Origin of the sequence: Achromobacter deleyi (assembly GCF_016127315.1) — a bacterium.
Classification (GTDB): Bacteria; Pseudomonadota; Gammaproteobacteria; order Burkholderiales; family Burkholderiaceae_B; genus Achromobacter; species Achromobacter insuavis_A.
Window position 1 is genome coordinate 1,015,923 of sequence record NZ_CP065997.1, and the last position, 16,259, is coordinate 1,032,181.

Annotated in this window: 13 protein-coding genes; 10 read left to right on the plus strand and 3 right to left on the minus strand. The window is 70.3% G+C overall.

Annotated elements, in window-relative coordinates; translation table 11 throughout:
• Positions 1 to 95: 95 nt before the first annotated feature.
• The 3 genes from I6I07_RS04540 (at position 96) to cheD (ending at position 2,881) form a co-directional block, all read left to right on the plus strand.
• Complete coding sequence (locus I6I07_RS04540) at positions 96 to 809, plus strand: cell division ATP-binding protein FtsE (RefSeq protein WP_198485787.1); 714 nt, start codon at positions 96 to 98, stop codon at positions 807 to 809.
• Entirely contained in the window at positions 806 to 1,714 is a 909-nt protein-coding gene (locus I6I07_RS04545; protein WP_198485788.1) for a cell division protein FtsX, read from the plus strand. Before I6I07_RS04540 ends, I6I07_RS04545 begins: the two co-directional genes overlap by 4 nt.
• 366 nt (positions 1,715 to 2,080) lie before the next feature.
• Positions 2,081 to 2,881, plus strand: a complete 801-nt coding sequence (gene cheD / locus I6I07_RS04550; protein ID WP_198485789.1) for a chemoreceptor glutamine deamidase CheD — start codon at positions 2,081 to 2,083, stop codon at positions 2,879 to 2,881.
• A gap of 13 nt (positions 2,882 to 2,894) precedes the next feature.
• Here cheD and I6I07_RS04555 read toward each other — a convergent pair whose 3' ends face one another.
• Positions 2,895 to 3,851 carry a GlxA family transcriptional regulator gene (locus I6I07_RS04555; RefSeq protein ID WP_198485790.1) on the minus strand — a complete coding sequence of 319 codons (957 nt, stop codon included), beginning with the start codon at positions 3,849 to 3,851 and terminating at the stop codon, positions 2,895 to 2,897.
• A 305-nt stretch (positions 3,852 to 4,156) separates the two neighbouring features.
• On the opposite strand from I6I07_RS04555, the gene I6I07_RS04560 reads away from it, so the two are divergent.
• Positions 4,157 to 4,846 (plus strand): M24 family metallopeptidase, encoded by a 690-nt coding sequence (locus I6I07_RS04560; protein WP_198485791.1) that lies wholly within the window; start codon positions 4,157 to 4,159, stop codon positions 4,844 to 4,846.
• A 75-nt stretch (positions 4,847 to 4,921) separates the two neighbouring features.
• On the opposite strand, the gene I6I07_RS04565 is transcribed toward I6I07_RS04560, so the two are convergent.
• Positions 4,922 to 8,533, minus strand: coding sequence for an indolepyruvate ferredoxin oxidoreductase family protein (locus I6I07_RS04565; RefSeq protein ID WP_198485792.1), 3,612 nt, complete (start codon positions 8,531 to 8,533; stop codon positions 4,922 to 4,924).
• Positions 8,534 to 8,703: 170 nt separating this feature from the next.
• Here I6I07_RS04565 and mutY point away from each other — a divergent pair, with 170 nt between their 5' ends.
• Entirely contained in the window at positions 8,704 to 9,771 is a 1,068-nt protein-coding gene (mutY, locus tag I6I07_RS04570; protein ID WP_198485793.1) for an A/G-specific adenine glycosylase, read from the plus strand.
• Positions 9,772 to 9,835: 64 nt separating this feature from the next.
• On the opposite strand, the gene I6I07_RS04575 is transcribed toward mutY, so the two are convergent.
• Positions 9,836 to 10,558, minus strand: coding sequence for a TetR/AcrR family transcriptional regulator (locus I6I07_RS04575; RefSeq protein ID WP_198485794.1), 723 nt, complete (start codon positions 10,556 to 10,558; stop codon positions 9,836 to 9,838).
• A 213-nt stretch (positions 10,559 to 10,771) separates the two neighbouring features.
• On the opposite strand from I6I07_RS04575, the gene I6I07_RS04580 reads away from it, so the two are divergent.
• The 5 genes from I6I07_RS04580 to I6I07_RS04600 are packed head-to-tail and all read left to right on the plus strand — an operon-like array spanning position 10,772 to position 16,257.
• Positions 10,772 to 12,031: an alpha/beta hydrolase gene (locus tag I6I07_RS04580; RefSeq protein ID WP_198485795.1), complete on the plus strand. Its 1,260-nt coding sequence runs from the start codon at positions 10,772 to 10,774 to the stop codon at positions 12,029 to 12,031.
• 23 nt (positions 12,032 to 12,054) lie between these two features.
• Positions 12,055 to 12,948, plus strand: coding sequence for a VOC family protein (locus I6I07_RS04585; RefSeq protein ID WP_198485796.1), 894 nt, complete (start codon positions 12,055 to 12,057; stop codon positions 12,946 to 12,948).
• 23 nt (positions 12,949 to 12,971) lie between these two features.
• Positions 12,972 to 14,651: an AMP-binding protein gene (locus I6I07_RS04590; RefSeq protein ID WP_198485797.1), complete on the plus strand. Its 1,680-nt coding sequence runs from the start codon at positions 12,972 to 12,974 to the stop codon at positions 14,649 to 14,651.
• Complete coding sequence (locus tag I6I07_RS04595; RefSeq protein WP_198485798.1) at positions 14,648 to 15,121, plus strand: acyl-CoA thioesterase; 474 nt, start codon at positions 14,648 to 14,650, stop codon at positions 15,119 to 15,121. Before I6I07_RS04590 ends, I6I07_RS04595 begins: the two co-directional genes overlap by 4 nt.
• Positions 15,118 to 16,257, plus strand: a complete 1,140-nt coding sequence (locus I6I07_RS04600; protein WP_104021634.1) for an FAD-dependent monooxygenase — start codon at positions 15,118 to 15,120, stop codon at positions 16,255 to 16,257. Before I6I07_RS04595 ends, I6I07_RS04600 begins: the two co-directional genes overlap by 4 nt.
• The last annotated feature ends 2 nt before the right edge of the window (positions 16,258 to 16,259 follow it).

A 16,259-nucleotide genomic window follows, 5' to 3' on the forward strand; every position in this document is an offset into this window, starting at 1 on the left:
TCACATCAAGACACTTTTTCCCGCGAGGCCCTGGCGCGGTTTTAGGCCAGCTTACTGTCCCCGAGTTAATATTGCGGCTTCATCCGACAGCCGCCATGATCGAATTCCAGCACGTATTCAAATCGTATGGCCGCGGCCGCAATATCCTGGCCGACATCAACTTCCGCGTGAGCGCGGGAGAGTTCGTTTTCGTGTCCGGGCCATCCGGCGCCGGCAAGTCGACCCTGCTCAAGCTGATCGGCGGGCTCGAGCCCGCCAGCCGCGGCTCGATCCAGGTCAACGGCCAGCGGCTCGACAAGCTGCCCGCCCGCGCCCGGCCCTACCTGCGCCGCGCCGTCGGCGTGATCCTGCAGGACACGCACCTGCTGTTCGATCGCAGCGCGTTTGAAAACGTGATGCTGCCCCTGGCGGTCACCGGCCATCCCGGCGACTCGGCCGCTGCCCGCGCCCGCGCCGCGCTGGACAAGGTCGGCCTGTCGGGCAAGGAAGATCTCAACCCCATCGAGCTGTCGGGCGGCGAGCAGCAGCGCCTGGCGATCGCGCGCGCCATCGTCAACCGGCCCGCCATCCTGATCGCCGACGAACCCACCGCCAACCTCGACCACGACAACGCGCAGCGCATCATGAATGTGTTCCGCGACTTCAACCGCGTCGGCGTCACCACGCTGATCGCCTCGCACGACCAGGAACTCATGGCGCGCTACGCCACCCGCACCCTGCGCATCGACCCCGGCAAGTTCGCCGACTCGCACGGCGCCGCCACGCCCCCGGCCGACGCCGGCCACGGCAACGCCGGAGAACCGGCATGAACGCCTGGCTGCGGCAGCATCGCTATGCGCTCATGGTCACCCTGCGCCGGCTGGTCAAGCAGCCGTTCTCGTCGCTCGCCAACCTGCTGGTGATGGCGCTGGCGCTGGCCCTGCCGCTGCTGGGCAGCGCCATCCTGGTGTCGGTGCAGCCGGTGGCGCGGCAGATGTCGGTCACCCCCGAAGTCACCGTCTTCCTGCGGGTCGACGCGCCGGCTGGCGCCGCCGCCGACATCGCCAAGCGCATCCAGGGCGAGTACGCCAACGACGTGCGCGCGGTGCGCGTGGTCGGTCGCGACGACGCCCTGGCCGACCTGCGCGCCAACCCCGCCTGGCAGCAGGCGCTGGCCGTGCTGCCAGGCAACCCCCTGCCCGACGCGGTGGTGGTGACCCTGTCCGAAGGCGAAGACCTGGCCGGCCGCGCCGACAAGCTGGCGCAGGCCTGGAAACAATGGAACCAGGTGGACCTGGTGCAACTGGACAGCGCCTGGGTCCAGCGGCTGGAGGCCATCCTGCGCTTCGCCCGCATCGGCCTGGGCTTCCTGGCCGCCTGCGTGGCGGTGGTGGTGCTGGCCACGGTGTTCAACACCGTGCGCATGCAGGCCCTGTCGCAGCGCGAGGAAATCGCGGTGGCGCGGCTGGTGGGCGCCACCGAGTCGTTCGTGCGGCGGCCGTTCCTGTATCTGGGCGCGCTGTCCGGCGCCCTGGCCTCGCTGCTGGCCATTGGCGTGGCGGCGGTGGCGCTGTCGCCGCTGAACAACGCCCTGCTCGGCCTGGCCCGCAGCTATGGGGCGGAATTCGCCCTGCATCTGCCCGGCGCCCCCGCGTTGCTGGCAGCCATCGTCGCCTCGGCCGCCCTGGGCGCGTTGTCGGCCCGCTGGTCCGTGACCCGCAGCACGCGCTTCTAAGCCGGCGTATAGCCCCCCTTCTTCCCCGTGATCCGGGGAACGGCCCCGCCCGACCCTGGTTAGGATGGAAGCACCATCCTGGCCATGGCCGCGCGCGGACCGGCCGCCGGGGTGCGTCAGTCCCGTGTCACGGGCTGTGCCGGCGCCGCAAGACGCCCAGGAATCCAGCCGGATGGCCCCCATGCCGGGCAAACGGCCATATTTATCAGGGACATAACAAAGTTGCGGTTACACAGGTTTTCCCCCTATTACGGGCCAGATGTGCAAGAATAAAGCGACATCTTTCCTCATATTTTGAAACGTTTACCGTCCCACCGAGCGCCGCCTTCGTGTCCCAATCGTTGTTCTTGCCCTTGATTCCGTTCCATGGTCGCCCGTCTTGAAGCCCGTGCGACGCGCCATTACTTCGATAGCGCGTTCCAGTCTCAGGCGGTGAAGGTACTCCCCAACGAGTACTACGTCACCGACGAAGACATCATGATCTCGACCGTGCTCGGGTCGTGCGTGGCCGCCTGCATCCACGATCCCGTCACCGGCGTGGGCGGCATGAACCACTTCATGCTGCCCGAGGGCGACATGCAGTCGCCCGCCTCGGCCACCATGCGCTATGGCGCCTTCGCCATGGAAGTCCTGATCAACGAACTGCTCAAGGCCGGCGCGTCGCGCGACCGCCTCGAGGCCAAGGTGTTCGGCGGCGGCGCGGTGCTCTCCGCCATGCAGCAGATGAACATCGGCGAACGCAACGGCCAGTTCGTGCTGAACTACCTGCGCACGGAAGGCATTCCGGTCAAGGCGCAGGACCTGGGCGACGTGCATGCGCGCCGCATCAACTACTTCCCGCGCGATGGCCGCGTGATGGTCCGCAAGATGGCGCCGCACCACCAGCGCGCCGAAGAGATCATCGCCAAGCGCGAACAGGCCGCCGCCGAAAGCGTGCAGGCCAAGACCCACAGCCCGCCGCGGGTCGAACGCTTCGCGCGGCCCGGCGTGGAACGCTTTGACCGCCCCGCCGCCCGTCCGGGCGTGGAACGTTTCGATCGCCCCGGCGTCGAGCGTTTCGACCGGCCGGGAGTCGAACGCTTCGACCGTCCCGCCACGCGTCCCGGCGTGGAACGCTTCGACAGCGGCGTCACCCGCCGCCGCAAGCCGGAAACCGCGGGCAGCTGAGCCCGCCGCCGCGTCAGCAGCCGAAGCTGGCGCGGTACTGGCTGGGCGACACGCCCAGCCGCCGCTGGAACACCTCGCGCAGGTGCCGCGCATCACGGAAGCCGCAATCAAACGCCACGGTCTTGAGCGGCGCCGACGCGCGCTCCAGCCGCGCGCGGGCCGCATCCACCCGGACGCTTTCGACGAAATCCGCCGGCGTGACGCCCGCATCCCGCAGGAACACCCGAGAGAAGTTGCGGCGGCTCATGTTGGCCACCGCCGCCAGCGCGTCCACGCCGAGGTCGTCGGCCAGATGCCCCAGCACGTACTGCTGCACCTGCGCCACCGCCGAGGTCTCCTCGACGAAGGGCGTGAGGAACGGGCTGAACTGCGATTGCCCGCCGGCGCGCTGCATGAACACCACCAGCCGCTTGGCCACGTTCAATGCCACCTCCGGCCCGTGGTCCTGCGCCACCAGGTACAGCGCCAGGTCGATGCCGGCGGTCACCCCCGCCGACGTGTGCAGGCGGCCGTCCTGCGCGTACAGGCGGTCGGTCTCGACCCGCAGGTCCGGATAGCGCGCCGCCAGCGCCGGCGCATCGTTCCAGTGGGTGGTGACCATGGCGCCCGCGGGCAGGCCGGCGCGCGCCAGCAGGAAGACGCCATTGCAGATCGACCCATAGCGCTCGGCCCGCGCGCAGGCCGCGCGCAGCCAGGCCAGCGCCTCGTCCGATTCCCGCGCCGCCGGCAGGCCCGGGCCGCCGGCGGCCAGCAGCAGGTCGGGCGCGTCCGCGACCTCGGCGTAGTGGCGCTGCGGCGTCAGCAGCATGCCGTTGGAACAGGGCACCGCGCCGCGCGTCAGGCCGATCAGTTCCATCCGGTACTGGCGCGCGGGCAGCAGGAAGCGGTTGGCCTCGGCGAACACGTCCAGCGGTCCGCTGACGTCCAGCGACTGCACGCCGGGAAACACGAGGATGGCGACGGATTTCATGGGATCGGAGGGCGAGAGGGTGGACGCGGCGCGACCGGACGCGGCCGCCGCGGCGACGGCCGCCTAGGCAACCATGCCGCCGCCAGACGCTACCTTAGCCCAAGCCTTCCAGCCTGCCGATCCCCCGCGCCAGGCGTGGCCGCAAACCGTGCCACGGCGGCCGCAAACCGCCGCCCTCCCGGGCCTTGGCCGCCGGATGCGCCATGCTGGCCGGAATCCGTCCCGCGCGGCGCTGGCCCGTGGCCGGGCGTCCGCGCAGACTGCCTTGCATCGCCCTCCGGGCTCGCCACGCAAGGAAACGCATCATGCAAACGCCCGCCTCCGACCCCAGCGAACGCGTCGGTCCCGCCTTTTCCGTCGACGGCATGCTGCTGGCCCGCAACAAGACGCGCCAGGCCATCGAGGACATCGCCGCGCGCATCCGCCCCGGCATGATCGAGGAAGACGCCGTCGCCATGGCCAAGCAGACCCTGATCGACGCCGGCCTGGCGCTCAGCTGGCACCCCACCCGCGTGCGCTTCGGCGCCAACACCATGAAGGCCATGCGCCAGGCGTCCGCGCCCGGCGTGGCGCTGGGCGAACACGACATCTTCTTTCTCGATATCGCCCCGCGCCTGGACGCCTGGGAAGGCGATGGCGGCAAGAGCTACGTGGTGGGCGACGACCCCGGGCAGGCGCGCTGCGCGCGCGACGCCGAGGCGCTGTTCCACGACGTGCGCGGCGTCTGGCTGCGCGAACAGCTGAGCGGGCAGGCGCTATACGCCTACGCCGACCGCCAGGCGCGCGCCATGGGCTGGGAACTGAATTTCGACCTGCCCGGCCACCGCGTGTCCGACTTCCCGCACGCGGCGATCCACACCGGCTCGCTCGCCGACCTGGCGATCAGCCCGTCGGCGATGCGCTGGATCCTGGAGATCCACCTGCGCGATCCGCAGGGCCGCTACGGCGCGTTCTTCGAGGACATGCTGCTGGACGACGCGCACTATCCGGCGTGAAGGCCGCGCGGAGCGCCGGCGCGCAGGGCGGCCGGCCCCTCCAGCGGACCCGGCGGCCGCCCCGCGCCGCCCCCGCTACGCCGCCCGCACGCCCCCGATCGACACCACGTTGGCGCTGAAGTCCTTGAGCAGGGCCTCGCGCCGCGCGGCGGCCTTTTCCATGGCCGCCTCCTTCACGTGGCCATAGCCGCGGATCTCTTCCGGCACGCTGGCCAGCGCCACCGCGCGGTCGAGGTTGCCGCGGTTGAGCTTGGACAGGATCGCGGTCAGCGTTTCGCGGTACTCGCGCGCCAGCTCGCGCTCGGCGCGGCGTTCGCGGGTGTAGCCGAACGGGTCCAGCCGCGTGCCGCGCAGGCGCTTGCAGCGCGCCAGCAGGCGAAACACCCGCAGCATGCCGGGGCCGTAGGCCTTCTTGACCAGGTGGCCGTCCGGGCCGCGGCGCGCGAACAGCGGCGGCGCCAGGTGGAAGCGCAGCTTCCAGTCGCCCTCGAACTGCTCGCCGATGCGCTTGAGGAATTCGCCGTCGGTGTACAGCCGCGCCACCTCGTATTCGTCCTTGTAGGCCAGCAGCTTGAAGTAGTAGCGCGCCACCGCCAGCGCCAGGCGCTGGGTGCCGGTGGCCTCGTGCTCGGCGTGCGCCACCTTGTCCACCAGGTCGGTGTACTGCCTGGCGTAGGCCGCGTCCTGGTACTGCGTCAGGAACGCGCGGCGCGTCTCGACCAGGCGCTCCAGTTCGCCGGCCGGCTTCTTCAGTTCCACCACCGGGCTGGCCGCGCGCGGACGGCGGATCTCGATGATGCCCTCCGGGTGCGCCGGCGCGCCGCCATTGGCCAAGAGGCGCGTGACGCCGGCCAGGTCATGCGCGGCGCGGCGTCCCCAGGCGAAGGCGGCCAGGTTGTTGGGCACCTGCTGGCCGTTCAGTTCGATGGCGCGCAGCAACGACTCGCGCGACAGCGGCAGCCAGCCCTTCTGGTAGGCGTAGCCCATCATCAGCGGGTTGGAATAGATGGCGTCGCCCAGCAGGCCCACGGCCAGCGCCGACGCATCCACGGTGTGCAGGTTGTCCTTGCCACAGGCGGCCTGCAGGTCGGCCGTCAGGTTGGCGCCCGGCAGCGTCCAGTCGGGGTTGGTCACGAATGCCGCGGTGGGCGCGGTGTCGCTGTTGAGCAGCGCGCGCGAGCGGCCCGGGCGCAGCCGCGCCATGGCGTCGGCGCTGGTCGCCACCACCAGGTCGCCGGCCAGCATCAGGTCGGCCTCGCCCATCGCCACGCGCGTATTCATCAAGTGGTCCGGCGTCTGCGCCAGCACCACGTGCGAATAGACCGCGCCGCCCTTCTGCGCCAGGCCGGCCATGTCCAACACCGAACAGCCCTTGCCTTCCAGGTGCGCGGCCATGCCCAGCAGCTGGCCGATGGTGACCACGCCGGTGCCGCCCACGCCGGCGATGAACACGCCATAGGCCTGCGCCAGCGCCGGCAACGCCGGTTGCGGCACCTCGTCGTCGACCGCGCCTTCCGGCGCCAGCGCGCGCGGCTTCCTGAGCTTGCCGCCTTCCACCGTGACGAAGCTGGGGCAGAAGCCCTTCAGACAGGAGAAGTCCTTGTTGCAGCTGGACTGGTTGATGGCGCGCTTGCGGCCGAACTCGGTCTCCAGCGGCTCCACCGACAGGCAGTGCGATTTCTGCGAACAGTCGCCGCAGCCTTCGCACACGCGTTCGTTGATGACCACGCGCCGCGCCGGGTCGGGATAGGCGCCGCGCTTGCGGCGGCGGCGCTTCTCGGTGGCACAGGTCTGGTCATAGATCAGCACCGACACGCCGGGGTGTTCGCGCAATTCGCGCATCACCGCGTCCAGCTCGTCGCGGTGTTTCACCGGCACGCCCGGCGCCATGCCGGCCATGCCCTGGTACTTTTCCGGCTCGTCGGTCACCACCACGATCCTGTCGATGCCCTCGGCCGCCACCTGGCGGCTGATCATCGGCACGCTGATGGGGCCATCCACCGGCTGCCCGCCGGTCATGGCCACCGCGTCGTTGAACAGGATCTTGTAGGTGATCGGCGCCTTGGCCGCCACCGCCGCGCGGATCGCCAGCAGGCCCGAATGGAAGTAGGTGCCGTCGCCGAGGTTGGCGAACACGTGCTTCTCTTCGGTGAACGGCGCCTGCCCCAGCCACGGCACGCCCTCGCCGCCCATCTGCGTGTAGACCTGGGTATTGCGGCCCATCCAGGTCACCATGTAGTGGCAGCCGATGCCGGCCATGCCGCGCGAGCCGTCCGGCACCCGCGTCGAGGTATTGTGCGGACAGCCCGAACAGAACCACGGCTTGCGGTCCTCCACCACGCGCGGCCGCGCCAGCGCCTGTTCGCGGCCGGCAATGAAGGCCAGCCGCGCCTCGATGCCGGCGCGCACGTCCGCCGGCAGCTCGAAGCGCAGCAGGCGCGCGGCGATGGCCTTGGCCACCATCGCCGGCGAAAACTCGTAGTGCGCCGGCAGCAGCCAGTTGCCCTGCGGCACCGACCACTCGCCGCCGTCCTTGTCGTCGAACTTGCCGACCACGCGCGGGATCTTCTTGCCGCTGCCGATCCAGCTGAACAGTTCTTCCTTCAACTGGTATTCCAGCACCTGGCGCTTTTCCTCGACCACCAGGATCTCGTCCAGGCCGTCGGCGAATTGCGCCATGCCGGTGGATTCCAGCGGCCACACCATGCCGACCTTGAACAGCCGCAGGCCGATGCGCTGGCACACCGCCTCGCTCAGCCCCAGGTCGGACAGCGCCTGGCGCGTGTCCAGGTAGGCCTTGCCCGAGGTCATGATGCCGAAGCGCGCGTCGCGCGCCGGCACCTGCCACAGCTCGCGGTTCAGATTGTTGGCGCGGGCGTAGGCCAGCGCCGCGTACAGCTTGTAGTCCAGCAGCCGCGCCTCCTGCTGCAGGGGCGTGTCCGGGATGCGGATGTTCAGGCCGTCCGGCGGCAGCTGGAAATCCCCGGGCAGCACGATCCGCACGCGGTACGGATCCACGTCCACCGAGGCCGACACCTCGACGATGTCGGTGATGCATTTCATGCCGACCCAGACCCCGGCATAGCGGCTCATGGCCCAGCCGTGCAGGCCGTAGTCCAGCACCTCCTGCACGCTCGACGGGAACAGCGCCGGGATCATGCAGGCCTTGAGGATGTGGTCGCTCTGATGCGGCAGCGTCGACGACTTGGCCGGATGGTCGTCGCCGGCCACCACCAGCACGCCGCCATGCGGCGAGGTGCCGGCGGCGTTGGCATGCTTGAACACGTCGCCGCAGCGGTCCACGCCCGGCCCCTTGCCGTACCACATGCCGAACACGCCGTCGTACCTGGCGCCGGGAAACAGATTGACCTGCTGCGTGCCCCACACCGCGGTGGCCGCCAGATCCTCGTTGATGCCCGGCTGGAACTCGACGTGGTGCGCCTTCAGGTACTTGGCCGCCTTCCACATGTTCTGGTCGACCCCGCCCAGCGGCGAGCCCCGGTAGCCCGACACGAACCCGGCCGTGTTCAGCCCGGCGCGCAGGTCGCGCAGCCGCTGCATCATCGGCAGGCGCACCAGGGCATGGATGCCGCTCATCCAGGCGCGGCCGCTTTCCAGGGTGTATTTGTCGTCCAGCTGGACGGATTCGAGCGCCGCGCGCAGCGCGGGCGTGAGGGGGGCATTCATGTCTACTCCGAGGGTCGTGGAACGCCCGCGGCAGCCAACGCACCACGCCCTCTTGAAGCGCATGCGGGCAAGCGGCGGGAGGTGAATTCCGGGCGCTCGATGCGCCTCTGTCCTACGGTTGTAACCGCTCGCCCCACCCCCGGCAATAGGGCGATGCGATAATTGCGGGCATGGACTTCGCCCCTCGCATCGTCGCCTGGCAACGCCAGCACGGCCGCCACGATCTTCCCTGGCAAAACACCCGGGATCCCTACCGCATCTGGCTCTCCGAGATCATGCTGCAGCAGACGCAGGTGGCCACGGTGATCCCCTACTACGAACGCTTCCTGCAACGCTTCCCCGACGTCGCCGCGCTGGCCGCCGCCGCCCAGGAAGACGTGATGCCCTACTGGGCCGGCCTGGGTTACTACGCCCGCGCCCGCAACCTGCACCGCTGCGCCCAGGAAATCGCGCGCGACTGGAACGGCCGCTTCCCGCCCACCGCCGAAGCCATCGCCACCCTGCCCGGCATCGGCCGCTCGACCGCCGCCGCCATCGCCGCCTTCGCCTACGGCGAGCGCTCGCCGATTCTCGACGGCAACGTCAAGCGCGTCTTCACCCGCCAATTCGGCATCGCCGGCGACCCCGCCAAGCGCGAGATCGAACAGCGCCTGTGGGCCCTGGCCGACGCCCAGGTCGAGGCCGCGCCCGACCTGGACATGGCCGCCTACACGCAAGGCCTGATGGACCTGGGCGCCACCCTCTGTACCCGCGGCAAGCCGGCCTGTGAGCGCTGCCCGGTCGCCGACACCTGCGTCGCCAGGCGCGAAGGCCGCCAGGCCGAACTGCCTACGCCCAAGGCGCGCAAGGCGATTCCGGAACGCGAGACCGCGATGCTGGTGCTGCAATGGCGCGGCGCCTATCTGCTGCAGCAACGGCCCGAACCGGGCATCTGGGGCGGGCTGTGGAGCCTGCCGGAATTCGACGTGGCCGGCGACCCCGGCGCCGCGTCGCGGGCCCTGGGGCTGGAGCCGGAACGGCACAGCGCCCTGGCGGCGTTCTCGCATACCTTCACGCACTACCGGCTGCATGTCCGGCCCTGGTGGGTCGAGGTGCGCGCGGCCAGCCTGCGCGACGGCCATCCGCCCACGCGCTGGGTCGCGCCCGACGACCTGGCGGCCACGGCGCTGCCGGCGCCGGTGAAGAAGCTGCTGCTGGGACTGGCGCAGGCCAACGCGGCGCACGGCACGCTGTTCTGAGCGCCGCCCGCGCCCGCCGCGCGCTTGCCGGCCGCTGCCGGCAGGCTTTCCCGGCTGAGCAGCCCTAGCCGGGCTCGCGGTCCGCCGGCGCGTCCGGCAGGACCAGCTTCTCCAGGTAGGCCAGGTCTTCGCGCAGCAGGCGCAGCGATTCGCTCACGTCGGGGCTGCGCGGCCGCCGCGCCTCGTCGCGCAGCAGTGAACGCACCGCCATGTCCGCCATGATGGCCGACACCTCGGCGCGACTGAGCCGGCCGTCAGGCTTGTACCACCAGGCCGACCAGTTGCACATGCCGATCAGGCTGACCGCCGCGATGTGCGGATCCACCATCCGGAACTGGCCGTCCCGCACCCCTTTCTCGATGACCGCGCTGAAGTTTTCCAGCAGGCTGCGCCGCGCCGCCTGCAGCGCCGCGCGCTGCTTGGGGGTCATGTCGCCCTCGGTGCGGTCGGCCACGCGGAATTCCGCCGGACGCGACAGGATCAGGTCGGCGTGCCGGGCCACCAGGGCCCCCAGCGCCTGCACCGGATCCAGATCGTCGCGGGCCACGGTTTCGCCGGCCAGCTTGCGCGCCGTGTTCAGGACTTCCTCGGTCAAGGCCCGCAGGATCGCGTCCTTGCTCTTGAAGTAGTAATAGACCGCGGTGCGGCTCAAGCCCAGGGTCTCGGCGATGTCCTGGATGCTGGTGCCGCCGGTGCCGCGCTCGATGAACAGCGTCGCCGCGGCATCGAGTATGGCGCTGCGCAGCGCTTCGCCCTTCAGGGTTCCCTTGGTGCTTGGTTCGGTCACGGTTGCGGTTTTCCTTCAAAGGCCGCCCAACACGGCTCGGGCGAATTATGTCATCCGCGAGATCGTCGGCTCCCCGCCAGCGGGGTCCGCACGATGCGGGCATCTGCCCGATTTGACCACAGTGTCAGTTTTTCGACTTTGATTGACATCAAAGTCAAATATTTGTCTAATCTGACGAAACCAGCCCCGCAACGACTATCCAAGGAGACGGATATGACGTCCGGCACCCCATCGAGCCAGGTCACCGCCGGCTTTCTGAATACCGACTGGAACCCGCGCGACCTGCCGCCGGGCGCCACCACCCGCAATACCGTCCTGCGCACCGCCGACGGCGCGGCCACCTCCGGATCGCTCTACCTGCCCGCGGGGCCGCGCCCCGACACCGTGGTCTGCGTCATGCACCCGCGCGAATTCATGGCTTGCCACTACCTGATCCCCGACATCGTCGCGGCGGGCTGCGCGGCCTGGTCGCAAGGCGCCCGCTCGGTCGGCAACGACCTGCGGCTGGAACACGAAGCCGCCCTGCAGGACGTGGCGGCGGGCCTGCGCCACCTGCGCGAGCAAGGGTTCAGGCACATCATCCTGCTGGGCAATTCCGGCGGCGCCGGGCTGTACGCCTTCTATGCCCACCAGGCCGGCCTGCCGCCGTCGCAACGGCTGGCGCGCACGCCCGGCGGCAAGCGCAGCGGACTGGCGGACCTGGACATGCCCGCGATCCACGGCATGGTCCTGGTCGGCCCGCACCCCGGCCAGGGCGCGCTGCTGCTCAACGCCATCGACCCCTCCGTCGCCGACGAAAACGACGCGCTGTCGGTGGCGCCGGAACTGGATCCGCTGGCTCCCGCCAACGGCTATCGGCCCGGCGGCCAGGCCCGCTATGCACCCGACTTCGTCGAGCGCTACCGCGCCGCGCAGCGCCAGCGCGTGGCGCGACTGGACGCCCTGGCGCGGCGGATGATCGACGACCGCATGCAGGCGCGCGCGGCGCTCAAGGAGCAGGCCGCGCCCACCCCCGAACTGCGGCGCCAGGCGGCCCACACGCCCGTGCTGGTGGTCTGGCGCACCGATGCGGACCTGCGCTGCCTGGACCTGACGCTGGATCCTTCCGACCGCCACCCCGGGTCGCTGTGGGGCAAGGATCCCTACGCCTCGAACTACGGCGCGGTGGGCTTCGCGCGCTTCTGCACGCCGGAAAGCTGGCTGTCCACCTGGTCCGGCCTGTCGTCCAACGCCAGCCTGGCGCGCACCGCGCAGGGCATCGTCCAACCCACCCTGGTCATCGAATACACCGGCGACCAGGCCTGCTTTCCCGCCGACGTGCGCGCCATCCACGACGCGATTCCCGCGGCGGACAAGACCCACCTGCGCATCCGCGGCGACCACCATGGCCGCGCGCTCGCCGACGGCGAGGAGCCCGGCCGCTATGCCGCCGGCCGCGAGCTGGCGGCCTGGCTGCGCGCGCGCTTCCTGTAATCGAACCTTCCCCGGAGCCCACCATGACCTCCCCCGCTTCCTCTCCGCTGCGCCTGCACGGCGTGGACCACACCGCCCGGCCCACCTGGCGCCTGCGCGAAACGGTGCATTTCTACCGTGACGTCCTCGGCCTGCCGCTGGTGCACGTCATCTCGGCGCGCGGCTGGGGCCCCGCGACGCACCCCGATTTCCTGCACTTCTTTTTCGACAGCGGGCGCGGCAGCACCATCGCCTTCTTCTACTACCTGGGCGCCGAGGAACCGCCGGCCATGCAAGGCCGCGCCGCGATGCGGCCGCTGCCCGAGGACCACGTCTCCGACGCCACCCACACCGCCTGGCTGGTGGAAAGCGAGGCCGAACTGCATGCCTGGAAACAGAAGCTGCAGGACGCCGGCCTGGACGTCTCGGTCGAGACCCGCCACGAGGTGATCGAGTCGATCTACGTGCGCGACCCGAACGGCTACTTCATCGAATTCACCCGCAAGCTGCGCCCGCTGGCCGGCATCGACGCGACCGACGCCGCGCTGACGCTGCAGGCCGCCATGCAGGCCGAGGCAGAAGCCGAATCCCGCGGCGGGCGTATCGAACACGTGGACGACATCTGGGCGCGCAAGGCGGCGCTGCTGGAGGCAAGCCTGGCGCCGGTCCCGGCGCGTGACGCGGCTGGCCTGCGGATCTTCGTGCCGCGGGTCGAGGAATTCTCGCCGTTGATCGCCGACGCCTCGCGCCGCGACGACTGCGCCGTGGTGCCCTACGACGAATTCGACTGCATCGTGGCCGACGGCCCGCTGGAATTCCGCCGCAAGACGCTGGGCCTGAAGCCGGCCGTCTGGTATGGCCTGTTCACGGGCGGCGTGCGAGGCGAGATCGAGGTGTTCGACCGCGATCGCGTGCAGATCGCGCCGGCAGGCCGCTAGCGCCGCGCCAGGAGGAGACAAGCATGCGAGACATACGCAACCCCATAGAGGGCGTGACCTACCATCCCGAGGACCGTGCCCGGCGCTATTTCGCCAGCGGCGCCTGGGAGCGCCGCAGCGTCGGCGACGCGCTGCGCGCCACCGCGCGGCGCTGCCCGGCGCGCACCGCGCTGATCACCGACGAAGGCAGCCTGAGCTTCCAGGAGCTGGACGAACGCAGCGAACGGCTCGGCGCCGCCCTGTTGCGGCTGGGGCTGGCCCCCGGCGACCGCGCCATCTTCCAGATGGGCACCACGCTGGAAACCGCCGTGGCGCTGCTGGCCTGCTACAAGGCCGGCATCGTGCCCGTCTGCACGCTGCCGCAGCACCGCGAACTGGAGATCGGCCAACTGGCGCGGCAGACGCGGGCGCGCGGCTACTTCGTGCAGGCCGACTTCGGCAGTTTCGACCTGACCGCGTTCGCCGCCGCCAGGGTGGCGGCCAGCGACTCGCTGGCGCACCTGGTCATCGCCCGCGGCGCCGGCGGCGCGCACGCCGGCCTGCAGTCGCTGATCGATAGCATGCCGCTGGAGGACGCCCGCGTCCTGCTGCAACGCCGGGGCCCGGGCTGTGAAGACGTGCTGAGCTTCCAGCTGTCGGGCGGCACCACCGGCATGCCCAAGATCATTCCGCGCTTCCACGCCGAATATCTCGGGCATTCACTTGCCTGCGCAAGCCGCTACGGCATGGAGGAATCGGAGCGCATCATCTGGTCGCTGCCGCTGCTGCACAACGCCGCGCAGGTCTACGTGCTGATTCCCGTGATCGCCATGGGCGTGTCGGCCGTGCTGATGCCGCGCGTGGACGTGCCGCGCATGCTGGCGCTGATCGAGCGGCACGGCGTCACCCGCGCCATGTCGATCGGGCCCATCGCCCCGCAGATCATGGCCTACGACCGGCTGTCCGAGCATGACCTGGGTTCGCTGCGCCTGTTCATCACCATGAGCGCGGCCGAACGGCTGGAAGCGCACCTGGGCGTGCCGTGCTCCAACCTGTTCGGCATCACCGAGGGGCTGCTGCTCGGCTCGCCGGCGACCGCGTCCGCGCAGGCCCGCCATCACACCCAGGGCTGGTCCGGCTGCCCCGACGACGAGATACGGCTGCTGCGCCCCGGCACCGAAGACCCGGCCGCGGCGGGGGAAATGGGCGAGCTGTGCTTTCGCGGTCCGGCCACGCTGCCGGGATTCTTCGACGCGCCCGAGGCCAATGCCACGGCCTTCACGTCCGATGGCTTCTACCGCAGCGGCGACATGATGACCGCGCGCGTCGTCGACGGGCAGACCTGCTACACGTTCGAGGGCCGCCTGCGCGACAACATCAATCGGGGCGGCGAGAAGATCGGTTGCGAGGAAGTCGAGGCGCAGGTCGGCGCCCATCCCGCCGTCGCCGAGGCCAAGCTGGTGGCGATGCCCGATCCCTACTACGGCGAGAAAGGCTGCGTGTTCGTCATCCTGCGGCCCGGCCACGCCGCGCCCACGGTGCGGGAACTGGCGGACTTCCTGGCCGGCCGCGGACTCGCCAAATACAAGTGCCCCGAACGCATCGAGCAGATCGAGGCCTTTCCCGTCACCAAGGTGGGCAAGCTGGACAAGGCCGCCCTGCGCCGCACCGTGGCCGACCTGTTGAACCAGGAGGCCGCGCAGGCCGAAGGAGAACCGCAATGACCAGCACCGAATACGTCGTCAGCGACACCCCGTTCGTGGTGCGGCGCCGGGTCAAATGGGGCGATTGCGATCCCGCCGGCGTGGTCTACACCGTGACCTTCGGCGAGTACGTGCTTTCGGCCGCCGAACTCTTCTATGGCCGCCTGTTCGGCGGCACGCCGCAGCGCATCAAGGACGAGCACGGCTTCGGCACCCCGACCCGCGCGCTGTCGTTCGACTTCCAGGCCTCGCTGTGGCCGGATGAGGAATTCGACATGCTCGTCACGGTGCAGGAGGTGCGCACCCGCACCTACACCCTGCGCGTCCACGGCACCGCGCGCGGCGCGCCCGCCTTCGACGCCGTCCTGACCCCGATCTGCGTGGCGCGCGGCGAACGGCGCGCGATCGCCGTGCCGGGCGCGCTGCGCGACGCCTTGTTGTCTTATCAGGCCTGCACCCAGGCCGCCACCAGCGGGAGCGCTGAATCATGAAAATCGCCGTCATCGGCGCCGGCCCCGCCGGCCTGTACTTTTCCCTGCTCGCCAAGAAACACGATCCACGCCACGAGATCACGGTCTACGAACAGAACCCGCAAGGCGCCACCTACGGCTGGGGCGTGGTGTTCTCGGACATCGGCCTGGCGTTCCTGCGCGAAGCGGATCCGGACTTCTTCGGCCGCTTCGTGGCCCACCACGAACGCTGCGACTACATGGAGATCGTGCATCGCGGCACCCGGGTCCAGGTCCAGGGCAACCCCTTCTCGCGCACGTCCCGCATCGACATGCTGGCGGTGCTGGAACGCGCCTGCCTGGAGGCCGGCGTGCGGATTCGCCACCAGCAGCGCGTCGACGACGTGGCGAGGCTGGCGGCCGAGGTCGACATGCTGGTCGCGGCCGATGGCAGCAACAGCGCGGTGCGCAAGCAGTACGCCGACCAGTTCCGCCCGGCGTTCGAGCGCCGCCGCAACAAGTTCGCCTGGTACGGCACGCGCCAGCGCTTCCACCCGGTGTCCCTGATCTTCCGCGAGGCCGAGCACGGCATCTTCATCGCCCACAGCTACCAGTACAGCAAGGACCTGAGCACCTTCCTGGTGGAGGTGGATCCGGACAGCTGGCGCCGCGCCGGCCTGGACACGGCCAGCGAGGAGGACAGCCGGCGCTATTGCGCGCGGGTGTTCGGCGACGATCTCGGCGCCAACGACCTGCTGGGCAACCGCTCGCTCTGGTTCGAAGCGAACATCGTGCGCAATGAGCGCTGGTCGCACGAGAACATCGTGCTGCTGGGCGACGCGCTGCGCACGGTGCACTTTTCGCTGGGCTCGGGCACGCGCATGGCGATGCAGGACGCGATCGCGCTGCACCAGGGCCTGCTGCGCCACCCCGGCGACGCGCGCGCGGCCTTCGCGGAATTCGAGACGCTGCGGCGGCCGGCCTCGTCCAGCTTCCAGGCCGCCGCGGGACGCAGCCTGGACTGGTACGAAAACGTGGCCGCCAAGATGCACCTGGACCCCGTCGCGTTCGCCTACGACTACATGCGGCGCACCGGCCAGGTCAGCCACGACGACCTGCGCCAGCGCGATCCGGCGTTCGCCGCCGCCTACGAGACCCGCCATGCCGTAGCGGCATAGCC